This window comes from Streptomyces sp. 8L, assembly GCF_020176795.1.
Taxonomy (GTDB): domain Bacteria; phylum Actinomycetota; class Actinomycetes; order Streptomycetales; family Streptomycetaceae; genus Streptomyces.
Genome location: NZ_JAIUKE010000198.1, coordinates 1 through 22,122 on the forward strand (window position 1 = coordinate 1; position 22,122 = coordinate 22,122).

A 22,122-nucleotide genomic window follows, 5' to 3' on the forward strand; every position below is an offset into this window, starting at 1 on the left:
GGACAGGCCGGAGCCCCCACTCGCACAACCTCAACGGCCCCCCTTGGAGCCCTTCCGCTGCGCCCGCACCACCCACACAGTCCGCTGCACCATCAACCAGGCAACAGCCACCAACAACACCGTACGAGCAGTCCGCAACACAGCCGCCACCCCACCATGCGGCCACACCACGATCAGAATCGTGTACACCCCCAACGCGCCGATCGTCCCAGCCACCGCCATCAAATGACGGCCAATCTCCGACGACCGCCACGGCGCCTTCACGTGATACGTCACCATGAAGAGGACCGAACAGGCCACCACCAGGCCAGACGCCCACGTATTCGCAAGCTGCGGCAAGTTCAACGCTCCCCTCCCAACATCGGCTTCCACAGATCAGCGAAGTGATTGTGAACCCGAACCTGCCGAAGTGACTCCGACCGGTTCTTCACCTCACTGCTCTGTGCCTTCACCTCCGCACGAGCCTCCTCGGCCCGCTGTAGCGCCGACGACGCCTCCTTCTGCCCCTCCGACACCGGCACAACCCGATGCCGATCAGGACGCCGGACCAGCCGACTGATCCACCGGAGCACTCGCAGTCACCTCCCCGCCCCTTGGTAGGGAGCGCAGAAGGTGGTCAGCGGTCCGGGACAGTTCCAGGAGCTCCCCAGCCTGGTCCTGTGACTCCCGGCGTGCTTCCTCACTGATCTGGTGGGCCGACCGCCACGTGTCCCGCTCATCCACGAGCCGCTGGATCTGCGCATCACGATCAGCGAGCCGATCCGTCATGATCCGGCTGGGCACCAGTCTGCCGAGGAGCACGAGCAGCACCACAATCCCGACAAGGGCCGCAGCTCCCAAGTCGGAAGTGGCGATCCCGAACAGCTCAGTCACAGGTCTGGCCTCCTGAGTCAGCGTGGCGTGTCACGGTAGGTCAGGCGTTCTGAGGCGCCGGCGTCGGCTTCTTCGCGCCGAGAGCCTGCGCCTTTGCGGATATCGTGGTGGGCTTCCACAGGCCGAAGTGCGTCAGCACCCCGGTCCCGAATGACACGAGGGTCAGGACCGCGGCGGTGCCGACGCTGTACCCGTTCGGATGCGGCGCCGCGAACTCGACGAGGAAACCGTTCAGCGCCGACAGGGCCAGCAGCAGGACGGCCTTGACGCCACTGTTGGTGACGCGGGAGGTGACCAGGCCGACCAGGACGGGCAGGACGACCGAGGTGAGCAGACCCAGCCAGTAGGCCAGATCGAGGTGGACGGGGTTCATGAGAGTTCTCGTTTCTGCTGGTGAGGAACGCTTCGGAATGCCCCGAAGCAAGATGGTGGGGCGGGCGCGGGCCCGGTCACTTCCAGACGAACGCCATGAGGGTGACGCCCGCGACAGTGACCGGGGTCTTGGCCTGCTGGGAGATCATGCGGATACGCATACTGCGCCCCGCCGCGACACTGCCCCCGAGCGGAACCGCGGCGAACGTGTCACCGCCCGTACCGATGACCTCGGACGCCGGATGGTCGTGCACGTACTTGCCGTTCGCGTCGACCTCGGACTGGCGGACCTGCACGACCTGACCGACCGCGAGATCCGAGAAGCGCAGCCAGATCGTGCCGTTGTACACGGCCTTGCCCTTCACGAAGACGCTGCCGCCTGTGGCGTGATCGCCGGTCTGGTCGTCCCACTCGGCGTTGAACTCGATCGCGTCCCAGTCGGCTCCGGGCTTGAGCTGGTACGGCTTGGATACGCCGAGGTTCACGTACTTGGGCATGTCGTCCTCCGGGGGCGGGGCGTCGGGCGTGACCGGGGTGTCGCCTCCGGCCCAGGTGCGCAGCTGCGCTTCGGTCATGTAGCAGATGGAACGGTCCGTCGGCGCGTCAGCGAACTGCCACAGAATCGGGGTCCAGCCGGACGGTTTCGGTTTGGCGTGCGCCTCAGCGGTCGCGTACGACACCGAGGTGCCCGAACCCCACGAGTAGGCCGGGTACCAGAGCGGCACACCCGACGGGACATGCCCAGAGGACAGGTCCGAGCCGGACGTGTAGACACCAACCCGTTGCCCGGGGAACGCCTTGCTGACGGCCGCGATCCACGCCGTGGCGTAGGCCTTGATCTGTGCGGCCGTGCGGCCCGCATAGTTGCGTCCGTCGCTGTAGCGCTCCAGGTCGAGCCAGTGTGTGAAGCCCTTCCCTGCGTAGGGTTTGACCGCGGCGATGTAGTTCGCGGCTTCCTTCGCGACGTCCTGGGATGGCCACGCGAAGTGATACGCGCCTGGGACGAGGCCGGCGGCCTTGATGCCTTTGATATGCGTGGAGAAGCGGGAGTCGTGCGTGGTCTGTCCCTCGGACGCCTTGGCGAAGGCGAAGACCACGCCGTCCTTCTTGTGGGCCGCCCAGTCCTGCGTGGCCTGGTAGGCAGAGACGTCGATCCCGCGGCAAGTCGCCATCAGTCCCCCTTCACAGGGCTGACGCGCAGGACACGGAGCTTGTCCCACGACACCTCGTCAGGGATGCCGGAGACATTGCCCGCGCCCTTGGGACGGAGGGTCTCCTGCCAAGCGGCGAACGCCTTGCGGTGGGCTCGGGTCCAGTCCTGCCCGGGCCGCTGCTGGGACTGCCAGCAGCCCTCCGCCGCGAGGCGGCGGGCTGCGGCGGCAACTATCGGCGAAGTACGGCCGCCGTGGAAGAACGCCTCACCGGGGAACGGCTCGAACATCGCACTGTCGGTGTCGCGGGATGCCTCGGTGGGCGCGGCCGGTACCGCAGGGGCCGGGGTGACCTGGGGCTTCGGCTCAGGCTCGGCAGGGGCAGTGTCGCCCTTGGCCGGAGTCATCGGGTGCTCGCGATGTCGAGGCGGGGCTGCTTGACGTCGACCTGGGCACGGATTTTCTGATAGAGGGCGAAGGACATGCGGAAGCAGCCCTCGTCTCCGTAAGAGGTCGTCCAGGAGTTGCGGAAGCGGACGATGGTGCGCTTCAGGTCCAGACGGTCCGTCTTGTCGAACTTCACGTCCTCGAGCGCGATCGCAGCGATCTCGTGCCCGCCGGCGACACCTGAGCGTTCCCAGCCCTTGATGTCGTCAAGGAGGGCGCTCGAGGTGGTGGGTTCGAACCAGGCCTGGAACCAGGGCACGCCCCACAGTTCGGCGCCGGCTGCGAAGTCGCGGGCGACTTCCTCCGCCGTGGTGGCGACACTGAACTGGTCGATGAGTCCGCGGGACTTGAGCGCCTTGACGACGCCGAGGCCGGAGGAGCCACAGTCGTCGACGGGCCACTGCTGCTCCAGCCACTCGTCCTGGAGAGTCGCGTCGTGGTACAGGCCGATGGCCCACTTCTCGGCTGCCACCGCGTCGGTGACGTCCAGGCCGGCCTTCTGGAGGCTGTCGGCGTCCTGGAGGACAGAGACGACGGCAGTGGCGGCGTTCGCGGTGCACGAGCCGAGTGCGTCGACGTCATCGGCGCCGGGCACGATCTGCGAGGTGCGGATGCCCTGCGCGAGGAGGTCCTCTTGGTCGAGGACGGGGACCTTGGGTGCCCATTCGACGGGCTTGATGGTCTCGCCGTCGTAGGGACGCTGGTAGGCGAGACTCCGAGGGTCGAGAACGAGGTGTCGGCCGAGCTTCGGATGGACTTCGTACTGCTGGATGGTGAGGTCGCTGTTCGTGGGCACTCGCCCGTGCTCCTGGATCTCCCCGCGCCCAGAGCTGAGACTGTTGCTGCGCCGGCCGATTCCCGGGTTGCAGTCCCTCGGGGGTGAAGCACGAGGCGGAGGGTCGCCTCTATGGATCAGCGTACGGCGTTGTTCGTCGGGTGTTGCCCCGGTCAGATGAGGGTCCAGGAGATGTCAGTGAAATCCCAGGTATCGGACGTGGCGACGGTCGTGCTGGCGTAGACAGTGACGACGCCAGATGACTGAATGCGGCAGCCGATGACACGCGGATCGCCGCTGGTGGCCCGCACGAGCCCCAGGTAGTGGTCCTTCTTCGGGCACAGTGCCGTCGGCACGGTGAACGCCGTCTGAGAGCCGGTGAACGCTGTCGCCGTGGAGGCGCTTCCGTCGAGGAAGACGCGAACACCGTCGGAGATGAGGCGGAGGGACTGGTAGTTCGTGTTCTGCGGTGTCGTCCACGCCGAATAGGCCGGTGCGATGGGAGCCTGCGGTACGGGGACGAGTTGACCGGACACGGTGAGGCCGGATGCGGTGAGGCGTAGGACTTCCACGTTGCCGATCGTCACCTGGAGCCCGGCGAGGGCCACTTGTGGGCTCACCAGGTGGTTGTAGCCGCCGACCTGGAGGTGGACGCCGTCAGCGAGCATGTATGCCATGGGGTGGTCAGTTCCGGCGACTCCTGCATACGCCTGAGGGCCGCTGCTGATCTGTGGCGAGGCGAGGATGACTTCAGCGCCGTCGCCTCCGACGCCAGCAATGACCCGGCCAGGAGTGGTCTCTCCGGTAGCGCCTGTGTAGATGTCGAGGGATGGGGGCTGTCCACCGCTCCCGCCGGGGTCGAGGACAACGCGCTGCCCGCTGGTTCCGGTCTGCACGACCGTGCCGGTGACGGTTCCGCCGGTAATGGTTTTCCCGGTGATGGCGTCGGCTTTGAGGGCGGTCGCGTCGACGGACCCGGCGGCGAGTTTCCCAGCTGTGATCGTGTTCGCTGCGATCTTGTCGGCTGTGACGGCCAGCGCGTCGAGTTTCGCGGTGGTCACTGCACCAGAGGCGATCTTGTCGGCGTTCACGGCGCCTGTGTCGATCTGCGCGGCCTGGACTGCGCCCGTGATGATCTTCGGAGTGGTGATGGCGCTGTCGGATATCTTGGTCGTACCGACCGCACCAGCTGCGATCTTCGCCTCCGTCACGGCGTCCTCAGCAAGCTTGACGGTGGTGACGATGCCGTCCAGGAGATCCGTAGCAACGACTGGGGACGGCCCGACGGGGCCCGCCTGTGCGGATGGCTCAGAGGCCGTTCCGGACGTGTTCCGGGACACCAGAACCACGTACACAGCCGCGTCTGCCGGGACGGTGACGGTAGCGCCCTGCGCAGTCTCGATCGTCCCAATCAGCGTCTGCGATGTCGGAGTGAACCCGTCTTCCGCATCAGCGTGGACTTCTACGCGCGCCCAGTCCAGCGGCATGACCTGCCCTTCGGCGAACGTCCCGTCCCAGCCGGCCGACACGCCTCCGAGCACAGACGCAACGACTGGCACAGACGGCGGCGGCGGGGGCGGACCGTTGACGACATTCACGGCAGTCGTTCCATCGGCCTGCTGGCCGACGATCGCCCTCAGTGATCCCGTGTCGTCCTTGACTACGAGAGCTGCGTCGTCCAGGGACGCTGAGGCGAGGCGTGAGGCGCGTTCGATGCCCTTGATGCGGTTTTCGAGTGCGGCGATACGTCGCCCGAGGTCGTTGATCGAGGTCATGAGGCTGTCCCGTATACGTAGGAGGCGGAAGGTTTCAGGGAGATCACGGCCTGTCGGCCGCCGGTGGCGGTGGGCTTGATGGTGGTTGCGGTGATGCGGCACCAGCCGCGCCAGGAGATCCAGTCGTTTGCGACACGGACGGTGACGTCGTCGCCGGTCTGCCACGACCCGATCGGAGCGGACGGTGTATCGCGGACCGTGATCTCTTCGACGGTGCCGAGGACCTGCGTGAAGGCCCGTTCTGCGTCAGCGCGGGCGGAGAGGACGTCGGTGGCGGCAATATCGGTGAGGTCGATGACGCTCTCAAGGCGGAGGCGGCCGTTGCGTACGGCGGAGATCGCGCGGCGTTTCGCAGAGCCGTCACCCTGCCCGTTCGCGATGACGACCTGCGCATAGGTGTCGCCGGCGAGGGGCACTTCGGGGTCTTCGATGATGTTGATGCCGGTAGCGAAGGAGATGTCGGTACGACGTGTCCCGAGGCGTGGCCAGCCGACCGCGATGCGTTTGACGGGTGTCGTCTTGGTTGGGTCCCACGTGGTGATGGCGGTGTATTCGGGCATGCCCTGACCGGACACGATGTCGTCGATCTTGTCGCCAAGAACGGGAAATTCCCACCAGGGGAACGCGTACGGTTCGGCGGTGGTGCCGATCTTCGCTGTGGATGTGGTGGTGTCTACGATGACGTTGAGGTTGCCGTCGTCAACCGCCTGGGCGTAGGTCCAGCAGTCGCGGATGACCTGACACGGGTCGGCATTCACGTACGGGCCCCGGCCGCCCAGGTTGCCGTCAAGGTCGATGCGGTGCATCAGGTAGGACGGCCACGAGGCGGCTTCGATGGCGTACTGGCTGCCCTGGGGGCGGGCGTCCCAGACGAGGCCTCCCCAGCGCAGCAGGCCGTCCTCTTCCACGTAGATTTCGGTGGTGCCCGGGTCAGTGAGGGTCGAGTTGGAGTGCACGAGGTGCGGGCTGAGGGTGCCGGTGAGGGATCCGGGCCCGTTGAGTTCGGGTCCGTACTCCAGATCCGTGACGGGCAGCGCCTTGGACAGCCACTCCCCCGTGAGGGCGTGGCGAGTCAGGACCCGGCAGTTCTCCGGGAGGGCTCTGGGCATCAGCGGGGGGCCTCGTTGAACTCGACATCGGCGACAAGGGTGACACTGGAGTCCATGCCGACCTTGCCGGTGTTGCCGGGGGCGCCGCAGCCGCGGGCACGTAGGAGCTGTGTGGTGCCGCGGTAGGCGTCGGGGAGGGTGAACGTGTCGGCGCAGACGACGGTGGAGCGGCGCGGACCGGTGCCGCCGTTGTCGTCTAGGACGGTCTGCTGCATGGACAGGGACGCGCCGAACGTCGCGGACAGATTGCCGAAGAAGTCGTTGGTGGAGAAGCGGATCTGGCAGACCGTGAGCATGATCCGCGCAGTAGTGGCCCAGTCCGGGATGGGAATGTTCCAGCCCGGCACGTTGGTCCAGTAGGAGTAGACGCTGGCGTTTCCGCCGAACTCGTTGAGTGCCGCGGTCGGCGAGTAGACGTTCAGGGTTCGCTGCCGACGCGGGTTGGCGACGCTGCGAATGTCGGTGATCATCGCGGCGGTGATGGTGGATGTGGAGGCGGGCAGGTCGATGCGGGCCAGGGCGATCGCGGTGTAGCCGGCCGGGACGGTCGTCGCGGTGGAGGCGACGCCGCTGACGACGTCGAAGAACATGATCGGGTCGGTGGCCGGGTCGAGGTCGCCTTCGTACTCCGGGTCGAGGATCCGCAGGATGACCATGTCGGAGCGGGGCGAGCCGCCAGTAGAGGCGATGTCCACGGAAGCGGCACCGATGTTGCACGCCGAGTACGAGCCGCCGAAACTGTTGGCCTTGGAGCGGATGATCCCTGACCCGTCCGCGACCTGCACCGCCGCGCCCGGCGTGGACAGGGGGGTGACTTTCAGATCGTCGCCTTGGGTGATGCCTTCGGCGCCGTTGGCAAGGTCCCGCACGAGCATGCGGAACTGCTGTGCCGAGTGGGTGGCTCCGTCGGTGAGGATCGGCGCCTGGAAGAGAGTCATGCTCTGGCTCCTAAAGGGCTGTGTAGGCGTCGCGCCACGTCAGGCGTAGCCGGGACGTGTTGGTCGGGTCGTTGGCGGTCCACCGCATTTCGGACTGTCCGGGCGGGATCGTGAACAGGTCCAGGCGTGACGCCGGAGACAGGTAGGTTTCGGCGTTGCCGCCGTTCTCCCGCAGGACACTGACCCGGCCAGGCCGCGAATCCAGCTCAACCCACTGGCCAGCCGTGAGAGACAGCGCCGGCAACGCAAGGGTGCGCCCGGACTCGGCGTGAATGACCGTCACGTTCGAGCACGGGCCCGCGATCCGGATGACCGGGTAGGCGCTGGTGTCGCCGCCGTTGACGACCCATCCCGGCCGGTCCGCCGCCACCGATGCCGAGGTGACGTAGATCGGCGCGCTGACCGGGGCGGTGAAGCCGCCGCCGGACAGCCATCCCAGAGGGATCTCGACGGTCTGGTCTTCATCACCGTAGAACTGGGGGTCGGTGGCGAGGAACTCGATGTCGAGGGGGACGTAACCGAAGATGACCTGCGCGTATGTCGGATCGACTTTCCGCAGCCGACCGTTCAGGACTTTCACGGGGCGTCCGGGACGCTTGATGCGCAGCGGAATCGTCTCGCCGCCTGCGAGGCGGGTCGTGGGGTCCTGTGCGCCGGCCTGCAAAGCGGCCACGATGTCATGCGGGGCCTGGGCGTCGCCCGGCGTGCGGATTGCCGCGTCGAACTGGACCTGCCGGCCGTCCCAGTAATCCGGTCCCGGGAACACGCCGTCTGCCGATGGCTGCGGCGTGTCGTTGTCACGTACCGGAGGACGGCCGAGCCCCGACACCTCGATCACGTTCACCTGCGTTCCGGCGCCCATCAGAGCTCCGGCCAGGTCGTACTGCCAGTCGAGCAGGTCAGCCACGAGCGTTCACCCCTCCCCTGCGGGCCCGCCTGTAGGAGCGGGCCACCTGAGCCCCGATGTCGGAGCCGCTCGCGTCCGTACGAACCGTGGACACGGTGATGTGCGTGTCACCCTCCTGCCGGATGACTGTGACTCCCGCCGACGGGTGGGCCGTAGTGGCGCCCAGACCGAACCGGCCGGCCACGTCCTGGAGGACTGCGGTAGCCGAGGCGCGTTTCGTGGGGCTCAGGGGGATGTAGGCCTCGCCGCCGGTCTCCGGTTCGGCGAAGCGGACGAGGCCGCCCTGGGTGGCGTACATGCCGGCTCGGATGCCGCCGTTCGCGTACGACAGGCCTTTCTGTGCGCGGGCCAGGTCCGCGAGAAATTTGGTGCTCCGGTCGCCGAGGGATGCCTTGATCTGCGCTGAGGCTTTCGTGGCGACAGTGACGATGTCGTCCTCCCCCAGGCCGGTGGAGTCGGCGACAGTGTGAATGCCGGTCGTGGACGTTTTGATCGCCGCGATGATCTGCACGAGTTCCGCGAGCTCGTCACTCGACAAGACCTTCGCGTTCGCGGCGGCGGCCGTGTTCGCCTTGGCCGCACTGCTCTTGGACGCGGCGGCCTGCGCGGCGATCGCCTGCGCCGTGTCGTCTCCCTGCCCAGCCAACTGGAGGGCGAGAGACCCGTAGCCCATGGACGCGAGCTTCGCGAGGTTCGACTGGAACGTGGTGCTGGTCTTGTTGGAGGCGTTGAGCTGGTTGGTGTAGTCCGCGAGGACGGCCTTGGCGGTTGGGGCGAGCTTTTTCAGGTTCGCGACGATCGCGTTGAACTGCTTCGTGCTGGCTTGCGCGAGGGCACCGACGAGGGATCGGCCTTCCTCGCCCATGCCGCGCAGCGTGTCCTCGATGTCCCCGCCGGCTTTCTTGCCGATCTTCGCCAGGTCCGACTCCCACCTGCTGTTTGCGGTGACGGCCAGCGACAGCTCCTTCTGGTAGGACGACAGGTTGAAGGCTGTCGTCTTCGTTCCGGCCCGGAGTCCCAGAGCAGCGTCGGCCGCGTTGATCGCTCGGTTTGCGGACGCCTTCTGTGCTTTGGTCGTGGCGTCTTTCAGCTTGTCCATCGCGTCTGTGAGCTTTTGCAGGGCGGTCGAGTACCGGTCCTGCGCGCTACCGGCACCGAGAGTGTCGAGTGGGGCGTTGGGCGTGTAGGTGAATCCGCCGGAGTCGAAGTGCATGATGCTGCCGTTGGCGTTCCACCTGATCGCGGATGGATCTCCTCCGAGGCGCCGGATGGTTTCCTCGGCCAGGAGTCGGGAGCGGGGCCGTTTCTGCTGCGCCAGGGGGATGTAGGCCTCGCCGCCAGTCTCCGGCTCGGCCCACACCCGCATCGCGCCGGCCGGAGCCATCTGGGCGACGTGATCCTCGACGCCGCCGGCAGCGTAGTAGCGGAAAATGTTGCCGTTCGCGGAGAAATACGGGTTGCCCGCGTCGTGCTGGCTTCCTCCGCTCTTGCTGTAGACGGTGTTGACGTGGTTGGTGACGGTCTTTCCGTGGAGGCTGTTGATGGCTCCCTGGATGCTGCTCACGGCAGCCTTCGGGCCCCCGGTGGGCACGGAGACAGACACCTTGCCGTTCTTCAGGTGGGTGACCTTGAACCCGAGGTCTTTCAGCTGTGCCTCGGCTGTCGCGGTGAGGGCGTTGATGGTGACGGACTTGCCCTTGGTGCCGCGGATCTTGTCCTGTACGCCCTGGAGCTGGTTGATGGCTTTCGCCGTGTCGGCGTTGATGGTGACGTTCTTGCCGTTGGTCTGCCCGAGTTTGCTGATCAGCAGGTCGAGCTGGTTGCGGGCGTCCTTCGTCGGGGCAGTGATCTTGTACTGGCGGGTTCCGGGGATCAGGCTGATCTGGTAGCCGAGATCCTGGAGGTCCTTCTTCGCGTCGGTGCTCAGTGAGTCGACCTTGATGGTCTTCGAGTTCGGGACCTGCTTGAACGCGGCCTGGACCGCAAGAAGGTCTGCGAGCGCGCCGTCGACGCCCTTCGTCTCCAGGAGGATGCCGACCTTGCTCGGGATCAGGCCCATCGAGTCCGCGACACCCTGTGCCTGCTTCTTAGTCAGCCCGTAGCCTTCAGCGAGCTTGACCGCAGAGTCCCGGTTCGCCTGCATCTGCTTGGTGGCCGCAGCGATCGACTGCGGCACGCTCTTGCCCTGCTTCTGTGCAAAGTCGAACGCGGCGATCGACGCGTCGGAGCTGGCATCGGCGATGGAATTGAGGGACTGGTAGAGCTGCTGCCCGTTCTTGCTGGCCGTGTTCAGGGAGCCGTTCGTCGCGATGAGGGCCTTGCCCCAGCCGTCGGTCTTCTTGATGCCGCTGTCCATTGCCTCGTTGGCGTTCGTGACGGCCTCGTTGACGCGTTCCTGCGCGGCCTGGAGGCTGATGCTGCCGCCCGACAGGAGGTCGAGAGCGTCACGCAGGGCACGGGTACGGTCGTCAGCATCCCCGGTCTTGTCAGCCAGGGCACTGACGGACGCCTTCAGACTGTCGTACGCGTTCGTCCCGGACTGCGTGCCCTTTGTCGCGTCCCCGAGATCCTTCGCGTTCTTCGCGGCGGTCTTCGCGTCGCCTGACATGCCCCGCAGCGCCTTCGCTGCGGCGGCGTACGCGGTGATCTGGTCCTGTGCCGCCTTCTGCGAGTCGCTCCGCTTGTCGAAGATCCCGAAGCCGTGCGCCCCGAGCTTGGTGTTCTTCTGCTGGGCGACGGCCAGGGCATCCATCTTGTCAGCGAGCGAGTCGACACTGTCGCCCTGTCCGAGGTAGGCATCCGTGACGTCGGAGAGGCTGTAGCCGGCCTTCCCGAGGACGCTGATGAGGTTCTGGTTGCTGCCCGTCAGTTTCGTGTTCTGGATGGTCTGGGCTGCCTGCTGGCGCACGGACTCGTCGATGACGCCGTTCGACTGTTGCAAGGCGGACGTCAGGTTCGCGATGTTCGACGCGTGTTCGGCTGCCTCCTGTGAGGCCTTCTGCTGGGCTGAGGCGAGCAGCCCGAGCCCGACAGTGACACCGGTGAGAGCAACGCCCCAGGGGCCGCCCATGACGCCGACGAGACCGCCCATGGCGCCCTTCAGTCCGGTACCTACGGCGGCGGTGACACCACGGACGGACCCGGCGAATCCGCCTACCTGGGTCTGCGCCGTGCGGAACGACTCACCCATGCGCCCGATGACGGGCACTCGCTGGACCAGTGCCTGATAGGCGGCGCTCATGGTGGAAATGGACTGCCCTGCGCGCCGCGCCTGGCTCTGCTGTACGAGGATCTGCCGGTTCAGGCTGCTGTAGGCGCCTGTAAGCCGGCCACCGACAGTGCTAGCGAGTCCGGTCATCATCGGTGTGACGCGCCGCATCAGCAGCATCGCGAGTACGGCCTGCTGTACTGGCCCGGGGAGCTTCCCGAAATCGGAAACGAGGCTGCCCACAATGTGCCCGATCGGCACCAGGACACCCGACAGTGACGACACGGCGGATGCCGCGGTATCGACGGCGTAGACGACCGTGTCCAGAGAGCTTGCCGCACCAGAGCTGCCGTCCGCCATGTCGCCGAGGGCACTCAGCACGGGCTCGATGGCGTGGCCCAGGTTCTTCAGGACCGTGACGACGGCGCTGCCCACATTCAGAAGGACATTCAGGCCGTCAGCGGCACCGTGTTCGGCGATCTCCTTGAACGGTGCGACCATGGACTTCGCCGCGTCTCCGATGCCCGAGAACTCCTTACGGGCCTCTGCCTCCAGGCCCGGCTTGAACAGGGTCGCAGCATCATTCAGGTAGTCGAAAAATGATGTGATCTTCGGGGTGGCGTCGGCCAAGCCCTTCGTCAAGCCGCGCGCCATCCACTCCAGCCCCGGCGCCATCCCCTGGTAGATGGCCTGCCCGGTCTGCTTCGACTGGGTCTTCAGCTGCGTCATCGCACCCGTCAGGCCCTTGCCCGCCGCAGCGGCCTGACGGGCGGCTACACCGGTCTGGGAGACGGTCATGTTGAACGCGTCGAACGACTGCGTGCCCTGATGTGCGAGGGCCACGGCGCCGGTCAGGGCGGGTTTCCCGAAGGCCTTCGACGCTGCCGCGAGGAAGTCCTTCTGCGGCATCTTCTCCATGGCCTTGGACAGGTCCTCGACCAGGGGCCGCATGCCCTTGAACTTGCCCTGCGCGTCGAACGCCGAGATCCCGAGCGCGTCCAGACCGGACTGCATCTGTTTCGTGGGACGGGACAGGTTCGTCAGCATCGTCCGCAGTGTCGTGCCGGCCTGCGAGCCGATGATTCCGGCCTTGGCGAGCATGCCGACACCGGTCGCAGCATCCGTCATGTTGATGCCGACGGCATGCGCGATCGGGCCCGCGTACTTCATGGCGTTGTACACGCCCTGGATGCCGCCGGACGCGTTCGTCGAGGTCGCGGCGAGGACGTCGGCGGCTTGGCTGGCCTGATCGGCGCCGAGACCGAACTCGTCCATCATGTCGCCGAGGTACTTGGCGCTGTTGGCGGCGTTCGCGCCGGTCGCCGCCGAGAGTTGCAGGGACGCGTTCGCGGCGGTGATGGCCTGGTCCGTGCGGAAGCCGGCCTTCGCGAGGTCGAGCATGGCGTCCGCCGCGTCTGCCGCGGTGGTCTTCGGGAGATTCAGGTCGTTGCCGAGCTGGTTGGCGACGTCTGCGGCCCGCCGCATCTGCGCCTGCGACGCGTTCGTCGCGGCACCGAAGCTGTTCATCGCGGACTGGTACTCGTTGCCCTGATGAATCAGCCCTTCGATCCCGACGAACAGGGCGCCCCCCGACAGGAGAGCGGCAAGGCCCATGAGCTTGCTGCGGAGGCCTTCCGATTCGCCGGAGAGACGGTGCAGGGCCGTCACACCTCGGGCGCCGAGTCCGTCCATGCGGCTGGAAGCCCGCGTCGCCGCCGTGGCCAGCCGTGTCAGGTCGCGTACTGCGGTGGTGATCTGGCTGGACATGCGGCGCATGTCGTCGCCGGCGGTCCGGGTGTTTGTACCGAGGCGTGCGAGACCGCTGTCGGCGTCGCGTGCCGCCGTGCCGTAGCGGGCCAGTGCCCGTACGACTGTGTCGGTGGAGGTACCGAGGCGCGCGAGGTTACGTTCGGCGGTGCGTGCCGCGGTGCCGAGGGAGCGGAGCTGGGTGGCGGCCCGTTCGGATTCAGTGCCGAGCGCCGCGATCTCTGTCTTGGCGACCTTCGCCGCGTCGGCGAGGGTTGTGGCTGCGGTCGCGGAGCGGGTGAGCTCCCGCGACAGGCTGCTGCCCGACGCCCGCAGATCGACGCTGAGATTCCAGTTCGGCACCGTCCCCCCTCTCCTCCGTCAGCTGAGTTGTTTCTGTACGTCCAGGGCTGCCGCGATCGACGCTGGCAGCAGCACGACCTTCACGCCCACCGCGGTTTCCGGAACCTGCTTCTGCCGCTTCTGGACTTCCTCGCAGCCCAGGCAGAGATGAGTGCGGGCCTCATAGGCGTACGGGTCGCCGCCCAGGTCCGGGTCCCATTCGGACTCGCGGGTGCCGCAGTCCGGGCAGACGGTGCGCCGATAGTCCTGGTAGGCGCGGGCCTTCGCCCGGTCGAGACGAGTCCAGGTGCCGTCGCCGCCGAGGAACTGCGAGTGAGGGATGCCCCACCGGTCGCACAGTTCCAGTTCTGCCCGGAAGACTTCATCGGCGATCAGCCTTTTCCCAGGTCAGTCCGCATGGTCGCTTGCACCCCGTAAGCGGCGTTGAACAGAGACCGCGACTCGGAGAGGGACCACGTGTCGAGGAGTTCCTGCGCTTCGTCGACGGTCATTCCGTCCACGGATGCGGCGGAGATCAACGCGGCGTGAAACGTCTCCGCCCACTCCCGTCCGAGGGCCTCGTCTTCCTCCGTGGGCTTGTGCTTGTCGAGGAGGCCCTCGAACGCCGGCCGAGGGAGGGCGCGCAGGCGCAGTGCGACTGACGCGTCCTCGTATGCGGCCGTCGCCTCGTCGAGGACCTGCTGGGATCGGTCGGCGTCCCGCTTCGCGTCCTCGTCACCGGGGTTGGCCTTGAGGTACTCGGCTGCGTTGGCATGGTCGCGGACGGCCCGCTGGTGCGCGGTGGCCACGTCCAGGTCGTCGCACACGGTGAACACCGCTTCGGCGAGCTTCCGCTGCCGGAGGCGTTCCATCTTAGCGGCCCAGTGGGCGTCCTGCGCGACGGCCTGGGCGGGGGGTTCTGTCTTCGTTGTGGTGGTCTTCGTGGTCATGAGGGTGGTCCTCCATCAGGGGAAGGGCCCCGGCCGGGCGCCGTGCGGCGGCCCTTCCCGAACGCCGTCGGGCCCGGCCGGGAGCTGGGGGCGGATATCGCGGGTAGGTCAGCTGCCGCCGCCGGCTGCCGCGGGCACCGGGGCGCCCTGCACGGGGCGGGAAGTGATGGAGCAGGTGACGACGAACTGGGCGGCAGCATCGTCGGCGGTGTACTGCGGCGACTGGGAGGCGACACGGATCGGGAAGACGTCCATGGACGCGTTCGCGGGGACGTCGCCCTTGCGGAGGATGACGATGTAGCCGACGGTGCCCTTCGCGAGCATCTCTTCGGTGTCGGAGTCGACCTCGTCCTCGTAGAACGTGAACGTCGACGTGTCGGCCTTGTCGGAGCCGGGGATCGTCGAGTTGTACGTGTCCGCCATGTCCGGCGTGTCGATCTCGTTGTTCGTGACCGTCCAGCCGTCCATCGCAGCGATGAACGCGGAGAACTCGGTACCGGCGGTGAGCTCGGTCCGGGTGGGGATCATTCCCTCGTCGGCGATGGTCTCCAGGAAGTAGAACTTGCTGGTACCGCGCCGCATGTACTTCTTGACTGCTGGCATTGCTGGGCCCCTTGTCCCCGGGGCTTGCGGACGGTTGGTCCTTGCCCCTTCACGTGATGTGTGGGTGCGGCCACGAGTGGTGGCGTCCGCGTAGGGGTCCCGCCGCGGTGCGGTACTGCCTGACCGAAAGTCAGGCTGAGGTCAGGTCGAACCTGAACCTCTGCACATAGGACATGATTCCATCTGCGGGATCACTTGTTCCCCCTGCCTCGATGTCGAGGTCTCGGCAGATGACTCGGGCGCCGGGGATGGTGAGCGCGTGGAGCCACAGTCCGGTCGTCGGGTCGCGCCCGAGGATCGCGGCGCGCGCATTGTCGGCTAGCCACTCCGTCTGGTCCTCAAGGCCGGCAGGGATTCCGGCTGCGGGGTTCGGGCCGGACACGGACGTCAGCTGGTACACGAATGACGCGTCCTCGTTGAGGTCGCTGTACGGGGCGCCGCTCGTGTGGGTGTCGAGGGAGTACAGGACGTAGTAGGGCGGTGTTGCTCTCGCCGGCATAGTGCCGCGGCCGACGGGGAGGCCCGTCGCGGAGGTGAGGAGCCCGTGGAGGGCCATCGTGACGGGCAGGCGGGAGATCACTCGAACACCGCCTCCATCGCCTCACGGACGCTCTGCTGAAGAGCCTCGCCGATCGCGGGCAGAGCCGGGCCGACATGCGGGAAGGGCGGCTGGTCGTAGTACCGGCCAAGGGAGTCGACACCGGTGAACCCGAACTCCAGCCGACGGCCCTGCGGGGCGTCGGTGCCGATCGTGCACATCGCCCCGTATGGAATGCGGATGGGTTCGGTGCGCCATGACGAGCGGTAGGCGCCGGTGATGACGTTCGGACCGGGGCGGCCTGACGCGTTCGCCTGGATCAGGGCTTTGCCGAGGGCGCCAGCGTGGGTGACGGCACCGAGCATGGCCGTGTCGAGATGCTCCGCAGCATGCCGGAGCCGCGCGGCTAGCTCCTCGGGTGTCATACCGTCCCTCCGCTCAGGGGTGCCCGTAGCTGGTCAAGGGCGGTACGGCGGACGACTTCGACGGTGCCGCCGAGGGTCGGGTCGGACACGAGCCATGACCTGCCGAGGAGACCGTCACGGGCCGGGTCGTGGACGGCCGGCACGGTGACGGTGGCGTCCTTCGGGAAGATCGGCGCGGTGAGGGGTGTCAGCAGCAGGTAGCGGGACGTCGTCTCCTTCACCCACGGTTCGCCAGCGTCGGGCACGGCGAGGAACCCGGCCACATCGTTCCCGGCGATGACCGCGCCTGGCCCCTCGTAGACGACGGTGGAGGCGGGCGGTTCGATCTGCCCTGTGTCGGGGTTGAAGACGGGGTCGCCGCTTCCGGGGAGGGTGACGCGGATCGTGTCGATGAGGAGGTTCGCGCCGATCCATGTGGTCACTCCGGCGAGGATCTTGTCGAGGCCTGCCATCAGGTCCTCCCCTGTGCCCAGTCGATGAGCTGCGCGAGGGTGGCCCGGGTGATGGAGTGCTTGGACGGTTCGAGGTCTCGGTCGAGAGCGGCGCGTGCGAGGGCGTCAGGGTCGATGCTGGAGAGGAACGCAACGATTCCGTCGGCCGGGTCCTGGGGTACCCCGATGGCGACGCGGGCGAGGCCTTCCCATTCGACGCCATCGGTCTGCCGGGTATGGAGGACCAGCATCGGCAGGGCGTCGGTGATGGAGTGCTGGACGGTGTAGCCGGTGACTTGCCCCTCGGGGAGGGGCGTGCCGTCGATGCAGATGGTGGCGTGCCCAGGCTGCGCAGCGATGCGGACGCCGTGCGCGGTCGGCTCGGTGGGCGCGGTCATGCGTCGTCTCCTCTGAGGCCGATCTCCCGCTGCGTGAGGATCTGCTGCGCGGACGCCAGGAGACCGTTCTGGTCGATCCAGGAGAGGCTTCCGCTGGTGCTCAGGGCGAGGGACACTTCGCCTTCGGAGTCGACCACCTTGGCGATGACGAGGGCAGACATGACAAAGTCTCCCTCTTCGAGTTCGATGGTCGTGTCGAGGCCGTCAAGGATCGGCCCTACAGGCTGCTCGCTCATGCCTTGCGGCCTTCCTTTGCCTGGCTCTCCACCCAGGCAGGGTCAGGTCCCAGCGGAACTTGCTGGCGGACCCAGCGCTCGTATGTGAAGGGCTCTACTGTCTTCTCGTTCAGTTCCTTGTGACCGTCTCCGTCCAGGTAGTACTCCTGGAAGCCGATCAGTCCCTGCCCGATGAGCTGGCCTTCGTGCATGCGGGTCTCGACGGTGATCGGACCTCGCTGGGAGACACGCTTCGGGTCGATCCCGTTGGCCTCCAGCCAGTCCGCAAGGCGCGCACGCTGCTCCTCGACGATTTCCTGGCCCTCTGCGACGACAGTCACGACATGCAGAGCAACTGGGTTCGGGGAGTACTTCTCGGCGAACGAGGGGTCGTACGTGGCTGCGAAGATGTCCGGCTTGCAGGGGTAGAACTCTCCCTGAACTCCCTTGATGATCCAGTCGTTGAGGTCGGCCCTCATCGTCCCTTCAAGGGTCTGGATCGCGATGCTGTGTGGTGTGTCCCCGTCGGTCTCTGAACAGCGATCAGGATTCGAGCAGGTGTAGGTCGCGGTGGCGTCGTGGGCGAGGAGCCAGTCGATGATGCGAGTGGCTCCCTCGGCAGTGCCATCCCACTGTTCGGCTTCGATCTCTACGGGCTTCTTGCGGTAGCGGGCCGGGCTGGTCATATCGGGTCTCCGGATTCGAGGTCGGGGGTTCCGTTGAGGTCGGGGCGTGGGGTCCAGGAGCGGATACAGCCGTAGTGAGAGGTAGGCCACTCGGAGGCGTCCTCGGCCGAGCGGATCGTGCCGTCGGCGTGGTCCGTGTCCTGATGGCCAGCCCATCCACACTCAGGTCCGTCAGCACACTCGAACCACTGGGTTCCTAGATCCCACGCCCCGTAGTTCAGGGCGGCAGCATTCCGGGTCTGTGTGGCCTGTACCGCGAGGGCGCCGCGAGCCCACGAGTCGATCGGATGCCGGGCGTCGTTCCGATAGACGATCGTGCCCAGCGGGAACTGGTCGAGGAGCTGCCCCCGGTCGATGCCCTCCAGGCTGCGAGCCTGGTCCTGCGCGGCACGAGCGAACGCCTGGGCGCGGCGCACGGTCTCGGTGATGCGGCCGAAGAGATCCGTGTAGTACTGCGCCGACAAGGCCGTCACAGCCCCTTGGTGCTTCTCTGACCATGCGAACGCGGCGGCTGCCCGCCGGATCGTGTCGGTCGCCTTATCGAGGGACGTGAGGGCCCCGTCACGGTAGAAGATCGGCAGGTCCTGCGCCGCCCACCGTTCCACGGCGGCACGCGCGTTCCGGTCGAACGTGCCCACCGACGTCAGGAAACGCTGAATCGCCGCCTTGAGGCGCTGTGTGGCTCCGAGAGCGGGTTCTGAGCGGTGCTGCTCCAGCGTGGCGAGGAGCGACAGCTGGGCGCGGTACAGGTTCGCCCAGGCCGTGGCCAGTTGCAGAGCGGTCGCGGCGACAACAGCGTTCCGATCCTCGCGCTGCTGTGTAGTGGGGGTCGTCACCGGCGTCGCCTCTCGTGTAGGCGCACAACCCCGAACCCGAGCGGGCCACTGCCACCGGCTCCCGGGTCATCAGGTGCAGGCGGGTCGCCTTCCTCGAGGGACGCGATCTGCCGTTCGATCCCAGCGAGGTTCGCGGTCTGGTTGATGGACACGACACCGTTGACGGTGATCGCTGTCGGGCTGGTGAGGAGGTCAGCGCGACGCTCGTACAGCACCTCGATGGCGACCTTTCGGGCGTTGCCGAGGCGCTGGTAGCGCAGGGCGAGGTCATCGAGGTTGGTGTCGCTGCCCAGCTGGCTGGTGAGCCAGGCGGTGACTGCCGAGTCCACGTGGTCCTCCCCTGTCGTGTGTGGGTGTGGCGGGGCGGGACCGTCCTGGCGACCCCACCAGGTGGTCCCGTCCCGCCGTGTGGCCGCCGGTGCCCTCGTCGGCGGCCTCCGGCCCCCGAGCCGGGTCAGTTGGCCGCGGGCTTGCGGGCGGCCGTCTTGCGTGCCGCCGGCTTCTTCACGGTCGGCTTGTCGTCCTCGGTGTTGTCCGAATCCGACGAGCGGTCGTCCTTTCCGTCCTGGTCGTCGTCGCCGTCATGCGACGCTTCCGGTGCGGCTGGGGCGTTGCCGTCTTCCCACGCGTCGGGGTTGGTGACCAGGGCCGCGAGGCGCGGCTCGGGCTCTTCCCCGGCGTGCAGGACGACGGTGCAGCTGTGCTCGACGTCGCGCACGAACACGGTCTTCGCGAGCTTGGCCATGGGGATCAGCTCCCGAGGACGGTCGCGGAGATGTGGATGTCCGGGACGTACAGGACGGGCATGCCGATCGCGGCGCCGCGGGTGTAGATCTGCACCGGGTTGTCGTCGACGTGGGTGACGACGACGATGCCCGGGGACTCCTCGCGGGTGAGGGCCGGGTTGGTGCCGGAGGTGAACTGGACGGCCTCGCGGGTGACGCCGTACTGGGTCTGCGCCCACTCGGATGCAGGAACCCCAGGAACCATGATCCACTTTGTGTCGGGGAGCACCCGCACGTACTGGTCGTCGTTCCAGACCTGCACGTCGTACGTGACGATCGGCGGGAGCCCGTAGCGGGACCGCACCGTGTCGACCTCGTTCGGAGCGAGTGTCGCCGTCGGCGTGCCACCGATCGTGGAGGACCCGTAGTACGCCGCCCGGTACTCCGCATTCGACGCCAGCAGTGCACGCGCCCGACGCGAGGTGATGACCTCACGCGGCGCCGGCGCACCACTGTCGACAAGGGAGTCGATCCACGCGCGCTCGTCGCTGAGGGGCGTGGCGTCGGGGTCGTCCCACAGGATCGCTGCGGTCGGCATGTTCGCCGAAGGCACGTTCCAGTCGATGTTGAGACCCAGGCCCGGCAGGTTCACCGAGCCGTTGGCGAGGAGCTGCCCCGCGGCGAGTTCCTGCGCGGTCTGGATGGACTCCACGTGCCGCTCGGTGTCCGAGTACAGCAGGTCGATGTACTGCTGCGTGTCCTGACCGTGTCCAACGTCCAGGAGGATCTGGTCCATCTCGGAGACCGCGAGGGTCTGGCCGAGCGCAGGGAGCATGCCCTCGTTGACGACTCGCTCTGCCTGCCGCTTCGCCATGGCAGTCGGCGCGTCGTACGCCCGGAACTTCGCCGCGTTCACTCGGCGCTTCGCGCTGGTGGTGCGGAACTTGACGCCCTGGATGCGGGTCTCCGGCAGGACCTCACGGGTCAGCCGGTAGTTCGCGGGGGTGTCCATCTGGCGGGCGAAGACCGTGAGGTCCGCCGCGTTGGTGTCCTTGAGAAGGAGCTCAAGCGCGTCCATCGATGTTCAGCTCCTTCTTACCGGTAGTGGATGTTGACGCCGGGGGCGACGTCGGTGACGTCGGCCGGGTCGAAGGGGGTGGGGCACTGGTCGGCGAAGACCTCGCCGTGCCAGAGCAGGGCGCCGCCGGCCTTGGTGCTGCCGGGGTTGAAGAAGATCCCGTCGACGAGGAATCCGGCGAGGATCTGGGTGCCGTCGGAGGCGCCTGCGGCGCCGCCGGCCGAGGTGGTGGCAACGGTGACGGCCGGGGTGCTGCCGCCCGTCAGGTTCGTGCCGGACGCGGTCATCTGTGCGACGTCGTCGCCCGCGAACTGGCCGGCGAACGTGACCACGACCGGAGTTCCAGGGTGAGGACCACCGGTGACGTTCACGTCACCCGAGTTGACGTTCGACAGGGCCTCCAGTGCCGTCTTCACCTGCGCCGCAGTGGCGTTGTAGGCGATACCAGCAGTGGTCTGCCCGGAGAACGTCAGCGTGTACGTGCCGCCCGTGGGGCTGCCGGTGACGGTGACGGTCTGGACCTCGGACGTCGGCCCGGACCACGGCCCGTACAGGCCGCTCTCGGTGACCTTCCCGAGGGGAATGCCGGACTTCATGATGAACCGGCCGAACGCCATCGGCGTCGTCGCGGCGGTGTAGTGGATGCCCTCGGTGAACTTCGACAGGTCGAGGGTGATGGTGTTGGTGTCCTGGACTCCTACCAGGGACGCGAGCCACGGCCGGTCGGCGGTGACGCTGTCCGAGTAGGAGTAGGGCTGGAAGTCGTTCACGACTGCCTCTCCTCATGGGAACCATGTGGTTTCTGCTGCACCGGGTGGTGCGCGTCCACGTGAGGAGGGCGTGGTCCCTGGCCCGGCCCCTGGAGGGGCTGGGAGGTTTAGGCGGCGTTTCGGTTGTGGCCTCGGAGGCGGGCCATTTCACGGCCGCGGTCTCCGGGCTTGCTGGTGGGGGCCTGCCGCTGTGGGGGTCCTCCTGCGGGTGCCCCGCCGGGTGCGGGCGGCAGCTGACTCGTGCCGGCCGCGGGCGCGGTGGTGGCGCCGAAGAGTTCCGGGCGGCGTTCCTTGAGTGCGGCAGCAGCGTCGGCGACGGTCTGGTCGTCGGCGTCGTCGGCTACACGCAGCAGCGCGGCTGCGTCTTCGAGGTCGTCTCCGGTGGCGCCGAGGCCGACAAGGACGGCGCGCCGGTTCGCGGCCCGCTCGCGGGCAACAGTGGCGGCCTCTCGGGCGGCGAGGTCCTGCTCGCGCTTGTCGAGGGCTTCCTGTCGCTTCTGGTCTTCGGTCTTCTTCTCGTCCTCTGCCTGGCGGGCCGCGGCGATGAACGCTTCGGCGTCCTCGACGGTGGAGAAGCCGTTCTTCTCGGCGAACTCCTTCGCGGCGGACCGCTTGCCCTGGGCCTTCTCCTTCGCGGCGAGCGCTTCGACTTCGGCTTGTGTGAAGGTGCGGGCGGCCGGCGGGCCGGGCTTCGGCGGGTCGACCGGAGCGGGATCGACGGGCGCGGGGTCGCCGCCGTCGTTGTAGAACACGCCCATCGCCTGGATGCCGGTGTAGGGGTGCATCCAGGCGCTCGTGTCGGCGGGGGTGGGGTGGTGCAGCGC

The 22,122-nt window shown here is 67.4% G+C and carries 26 protein-coding genes; all 26 read right to left on the reverse strand.

What is annotated here, in order from left to right; all coding sequences use genetic code 11:
- Nucleotides 1–30: 30 nt before the first annotated feature.
- Nucleotides 31–279, reverse strand: coding sequence for a putative phage holin (locus LCE31_RS41540; RefSeq protein WP_441349414.1), 249 nt, complete (start codon nucleotides 277–279; stop codon nucleotides 31–33).
- A gap of 62 nt (nucleotides 280–341) precedes the next feature.
- The gene (locus LCE31_RS41545; RefSeq protein ID WP_441349413.1) at nucleotides 342–572 is read right to left on the reverse strand and encodes a DUF7620 family protein; all 231 of its coding nucleotides are present in this window, start codon (nucleotides 570–572) and stop codon (nucleotides 342–344) included.
- Nucleotides 535–873: a hypothetical protein gene (locus LCE31_RS17875; protein WP_225015319.1), complete on the reverse strand. Its 339-nt coding sequence runs from the start codon at nucleotides 871–873 to the stop codon at nucleotides 535–537. Before LCE31_RS17875 ends, LCE31_RS41545 begins: the two co-directional genes overlap by 38 nt.
- 40 nt (nucleotides 874–913) lie before the next feature.
- Nucleotides 914–1,246, reverse strand: coding sequence for a hypothetical protein (locus tag LCE31_RS17880; protein WP_225015321.1), 333 nt, complete (start codon nucleotides 1,244–1,246; stop codon nucleotides 914–916).
- Nucleotides 1,247–1,322: 76 nt separating this feature from the next.
- Nucleotides 1,323–2,417 (reverse strand): glycoside hydrolase family 25 protein, encoded by a 1,095-nt coding sequence (locus tag LCE31_RS17885; protein ID WP_225015323.1) that lies wholly within the window; start codon nucleotides 2,415–2,417, stop codon nucleotides 1,323–1,325.
- Nucleotides 2,417–2,803 carry a peptidoglycan-binding protein gene (locus LCE31_RS17890; RefSeq protein WP_225015325.1) on the reverse strand — a complete coding sequence of 129 codons (387 nt, stop codon included), beginning with the start codon at nucleotides 2,801–2,803 and terminating at the stop codon, nucleotides 2,417–2,419. The genes LCE31_RS17885 and LCE31_RS17890 overlap by 1 nt, the downstream gene beginning before the upstream one ends.
- On the reverse strand, nucleotides 2,800–3,639 hold the full coding sequence (locus LCE31_RS17895) for a hypothetical protein (RefSeq protein WP_225015327.1): 840 nt from the start codon (nucleotides 3,637–3,639) through the stop codon (nucleotides 2,800–2,802). Before LCE31_RS17895 ends, LCE31_RS17890 begins: the two co-directional genes overlap by 4 nt.
- Before the next feature lie 152 nt (nucleotides 3,640–3,791).
- On the reverse strand, nucleotides 3,792–5,393 hold the full coding sequence (locus tag LCE31_RS17900; protein ID WP_225015328.1) for a hypothetical protein: 1,602 nt from the start codon (nucleotides 5,391–5,393) through the stop codon (nucleotides 3,792–3,794).
- On the reverse strand, nucleotides 5,390–6,502 hold the full coding sequence (locus LCE31_RS17905) for a hypothetical protein (protein WP_225015329.1): 1,113 nt from the start codon (nucleotides 6,500–6,502) through the stop codon (nucleotides 5,390–5,392). The genes LCE31_RS17900 and LCE31_RS17905 overlap by 4 nt, the downstream gene beginning before the upstream one ends.
- Nucleotides 6,502–7,440 carry a hypothetical protein gene (locus tag LCE31_RS17910; RefSeq protein ID WP_225015330.1) on the reverse strand — a complete coding sequence of 313 codons (939 nt, stop codon included), beginning with the start codon at nucleotides 7,438–7,440 and terminating at the stop codon, nucleotides 6,502–6,504. The genes LCE31_RS17905 and LCE31_RS17910 overlap by 1 nt, the downstream gene beginning before the upstream one ends.
- 10 nt (nucleotides 7,441–7,450) lie before the next feature.
- Nucleotides 7,451–8,347 carry a phage tail domain-containing protein gene (locus LCE31_RS17915; RefSeq protein ID WP_225015331.1) on the reverse strand — a complete coding sequence of 299 codons (897 nt, stop codon included), beginning with the start codon at nucleotides 8,345–8,347 and terminating at the stop codon, nucleotides 7,451–7,453.
- Entirely contained in the window at nucleotides 8,340–13,664 is a 5,325-nt protein-coding gene (locus LCE31_RS17920; protein WP_225015332.1) for a phage tail tape measure protein, read from the reverse strand. Before LCE31_RS17920 ends, LCE31_RS17915 begins: the two co-directional genes overlap by 8 nt.
- A gap of 371 nt (nucleotides 13,665–14,035) precedes the next feature.
- Entirely contained in the window at nucleotides 14,036–14,593 is a 558-nt protein-coding gene (locus LCE31_RS17925) for a hypothetical protein (RefSeq protein WP_225015333.1), read from the reverse strand.
- A gap of 108 nt (nucleotides 14,594–14,701) precedes the next feature.
- Complete coding sequence (locus LCE31_RS17930; protein WP_225015335.1) at nucleotides 14,702–15,196, reverse strand: phage tail tube protein; 495 nt, start codon at nucleotides 15,194–15,196, stop codon at nucleotides 14,702–14,704.
- Nucleotides 15,197–15,326: 130 nt separating this feature from the next.
- Nucleotides 15,327–15,776, reverse strand: a complete 450-nt coding sequence (locus LCE31_RS17935; RefSeq protein WP_225015337.1) for a hypothetical protein — start codon at nucleotides 15,774–15,776, stop codon at nucleotides 15,327–15,329.
- Nucleotides 15,773–16,159: a hypothetical protein gene (locus LCE31_RS17940; RefSeq protein ID WP_225015339.1), complete on the reverse strand. Its 387-nt coding sequence runs from the start codon at nucleotides 16,157–16,159 to the stop codon at nucleotides 15,773–15,775. Before LCE31_RS17940 ends, LCE31_RS17935 begins: the two co-directional genes overlap by 4 nt.
- A complete protein-coding gene (locus LCE31_RS17945) occupies nucleotides 16,156–16,611 on the reverse strand; it encodes a DUF6093 family protein (RefSeq protein ID WP_225015340.1) in 456 nt (151 codons plus the stop codon). The genes LCE31_RS17940 and LCE31_RS17945 overlap by 4 nt, the downstream gene beginning before the upstream one ends.
- A complete protein-coding gene (locus tag LCE31_RS17950) occupies nucleotides 16,611–16,988 on the reverse strand; it encodes a hypothetical protein (protein ID WP_225015341.1) in 378 nt (125 codons plus the stop codon). The genes LCE31_RS17945 and LCE31_RS17950 overlap by 1 nt, the downstream gene beginning before the upstream one ends.
- Entirely contained in the window at nucleotides 16,985–17,224 is a 240-nt protein-coding gene (locus LCE31_RS17955; protein ID WP_225015342.1) for a hypothetical protein, read from the reverse strand. The genes LCE31_RS17950 and LCE31_RS17955 overlap by 4 nt, the downstream gene beginning before the upstream one ends.
- The gene (locus LCE31_RS17960) at nucleotides 17,221–17,889 is read right to left on the reverse strand and encodes a hypothetical protein (RefSeq protein WP_225015343.1); all 669 of its coding nucleotides are present in this window, start codon (nucleotides 17,887–17,889) and stop codon (nucleotides 17,221–17,223) included. The genes LCE31_RS17955 and LCE31_RS17960 overlap by 4 nt, the downstream gene beginning before the upstream one ends.
- Entirely contained in the window at nucleotides 17,886–18,725 is an 840-nt protein-coding gene (locus LCE31_RS17965; RefSeq protein WP_225015344.1) for a hypothetical protein, read from the reverse strand. The genes LCE31_RS17960 and LCE31_RS17965 overlap by 4 nt, the downstream gene beginning before the upstream one ends.
- Entirely contained in the window at nucleotides 18,722–19,054 is a 333-nt protein-coding gene (locus LCE31_RS17970; protein WP_225015345.1) for a hypothetical protein, read from the reverse strand. Before LCE31_RS17970 ends, LCE31_RS17965 begins: the two co-directional genes overlap by 4 nt.
- Before the next feature lie 125 nt (nucleotides 19,055–19,179).
- Nucleotides 19,180–19,470 (reverse strand): hypothetical protein, encoded by a 291-nt coding sequence (locus tag LCE31_RS17975; RefSeq protein WP_225015347.1) that lies wholly within the window; start codon nucleotides 19,468–19,470, stop codon nucleotides 19,180–19,182.
- 5 nt (nucleotides 19,471–19,475) lie between these two features.
- The gene (locus LCE31_RS17980) at nucleotides 19,476–20,528 is read right to left on the reverse strand and encodes a major capsid protein (RefSeq protein WP_225015349.1); all 1,053 of its coding nucleotides are present in this window, start codon (nucleotides 20,526–20,528) and stop codon (nucleotides 19,476–19,478) included.
- A gap of 17 nt (nucleotides 20,529–20,545) precedes the next feature.
- Nucleotides 20,546–21,298 carry a hypothetical protein gene (locus tag LCE31_RS17985; RefSeq protein ID WP_225015351.1) on the reverse strand — a complete coding sequence of 251 codons (753 nt, stop codon included), beginning with the start codon at nucleotides 21,296–21,298 and terminating at the stop codon, nucleotides 20,546–20,548.
- A 107-nt stretch (nucleotides 21,299–21,405) separates the two neighbouring features.
- On the reverse strand, nucleotides 21,406–22,122 hold a 717-nt coding region (locus LCE31_RS17990; RefSeq protein ID WP_374118492.1), incomplete at its 5' end, for a hypothetical protein.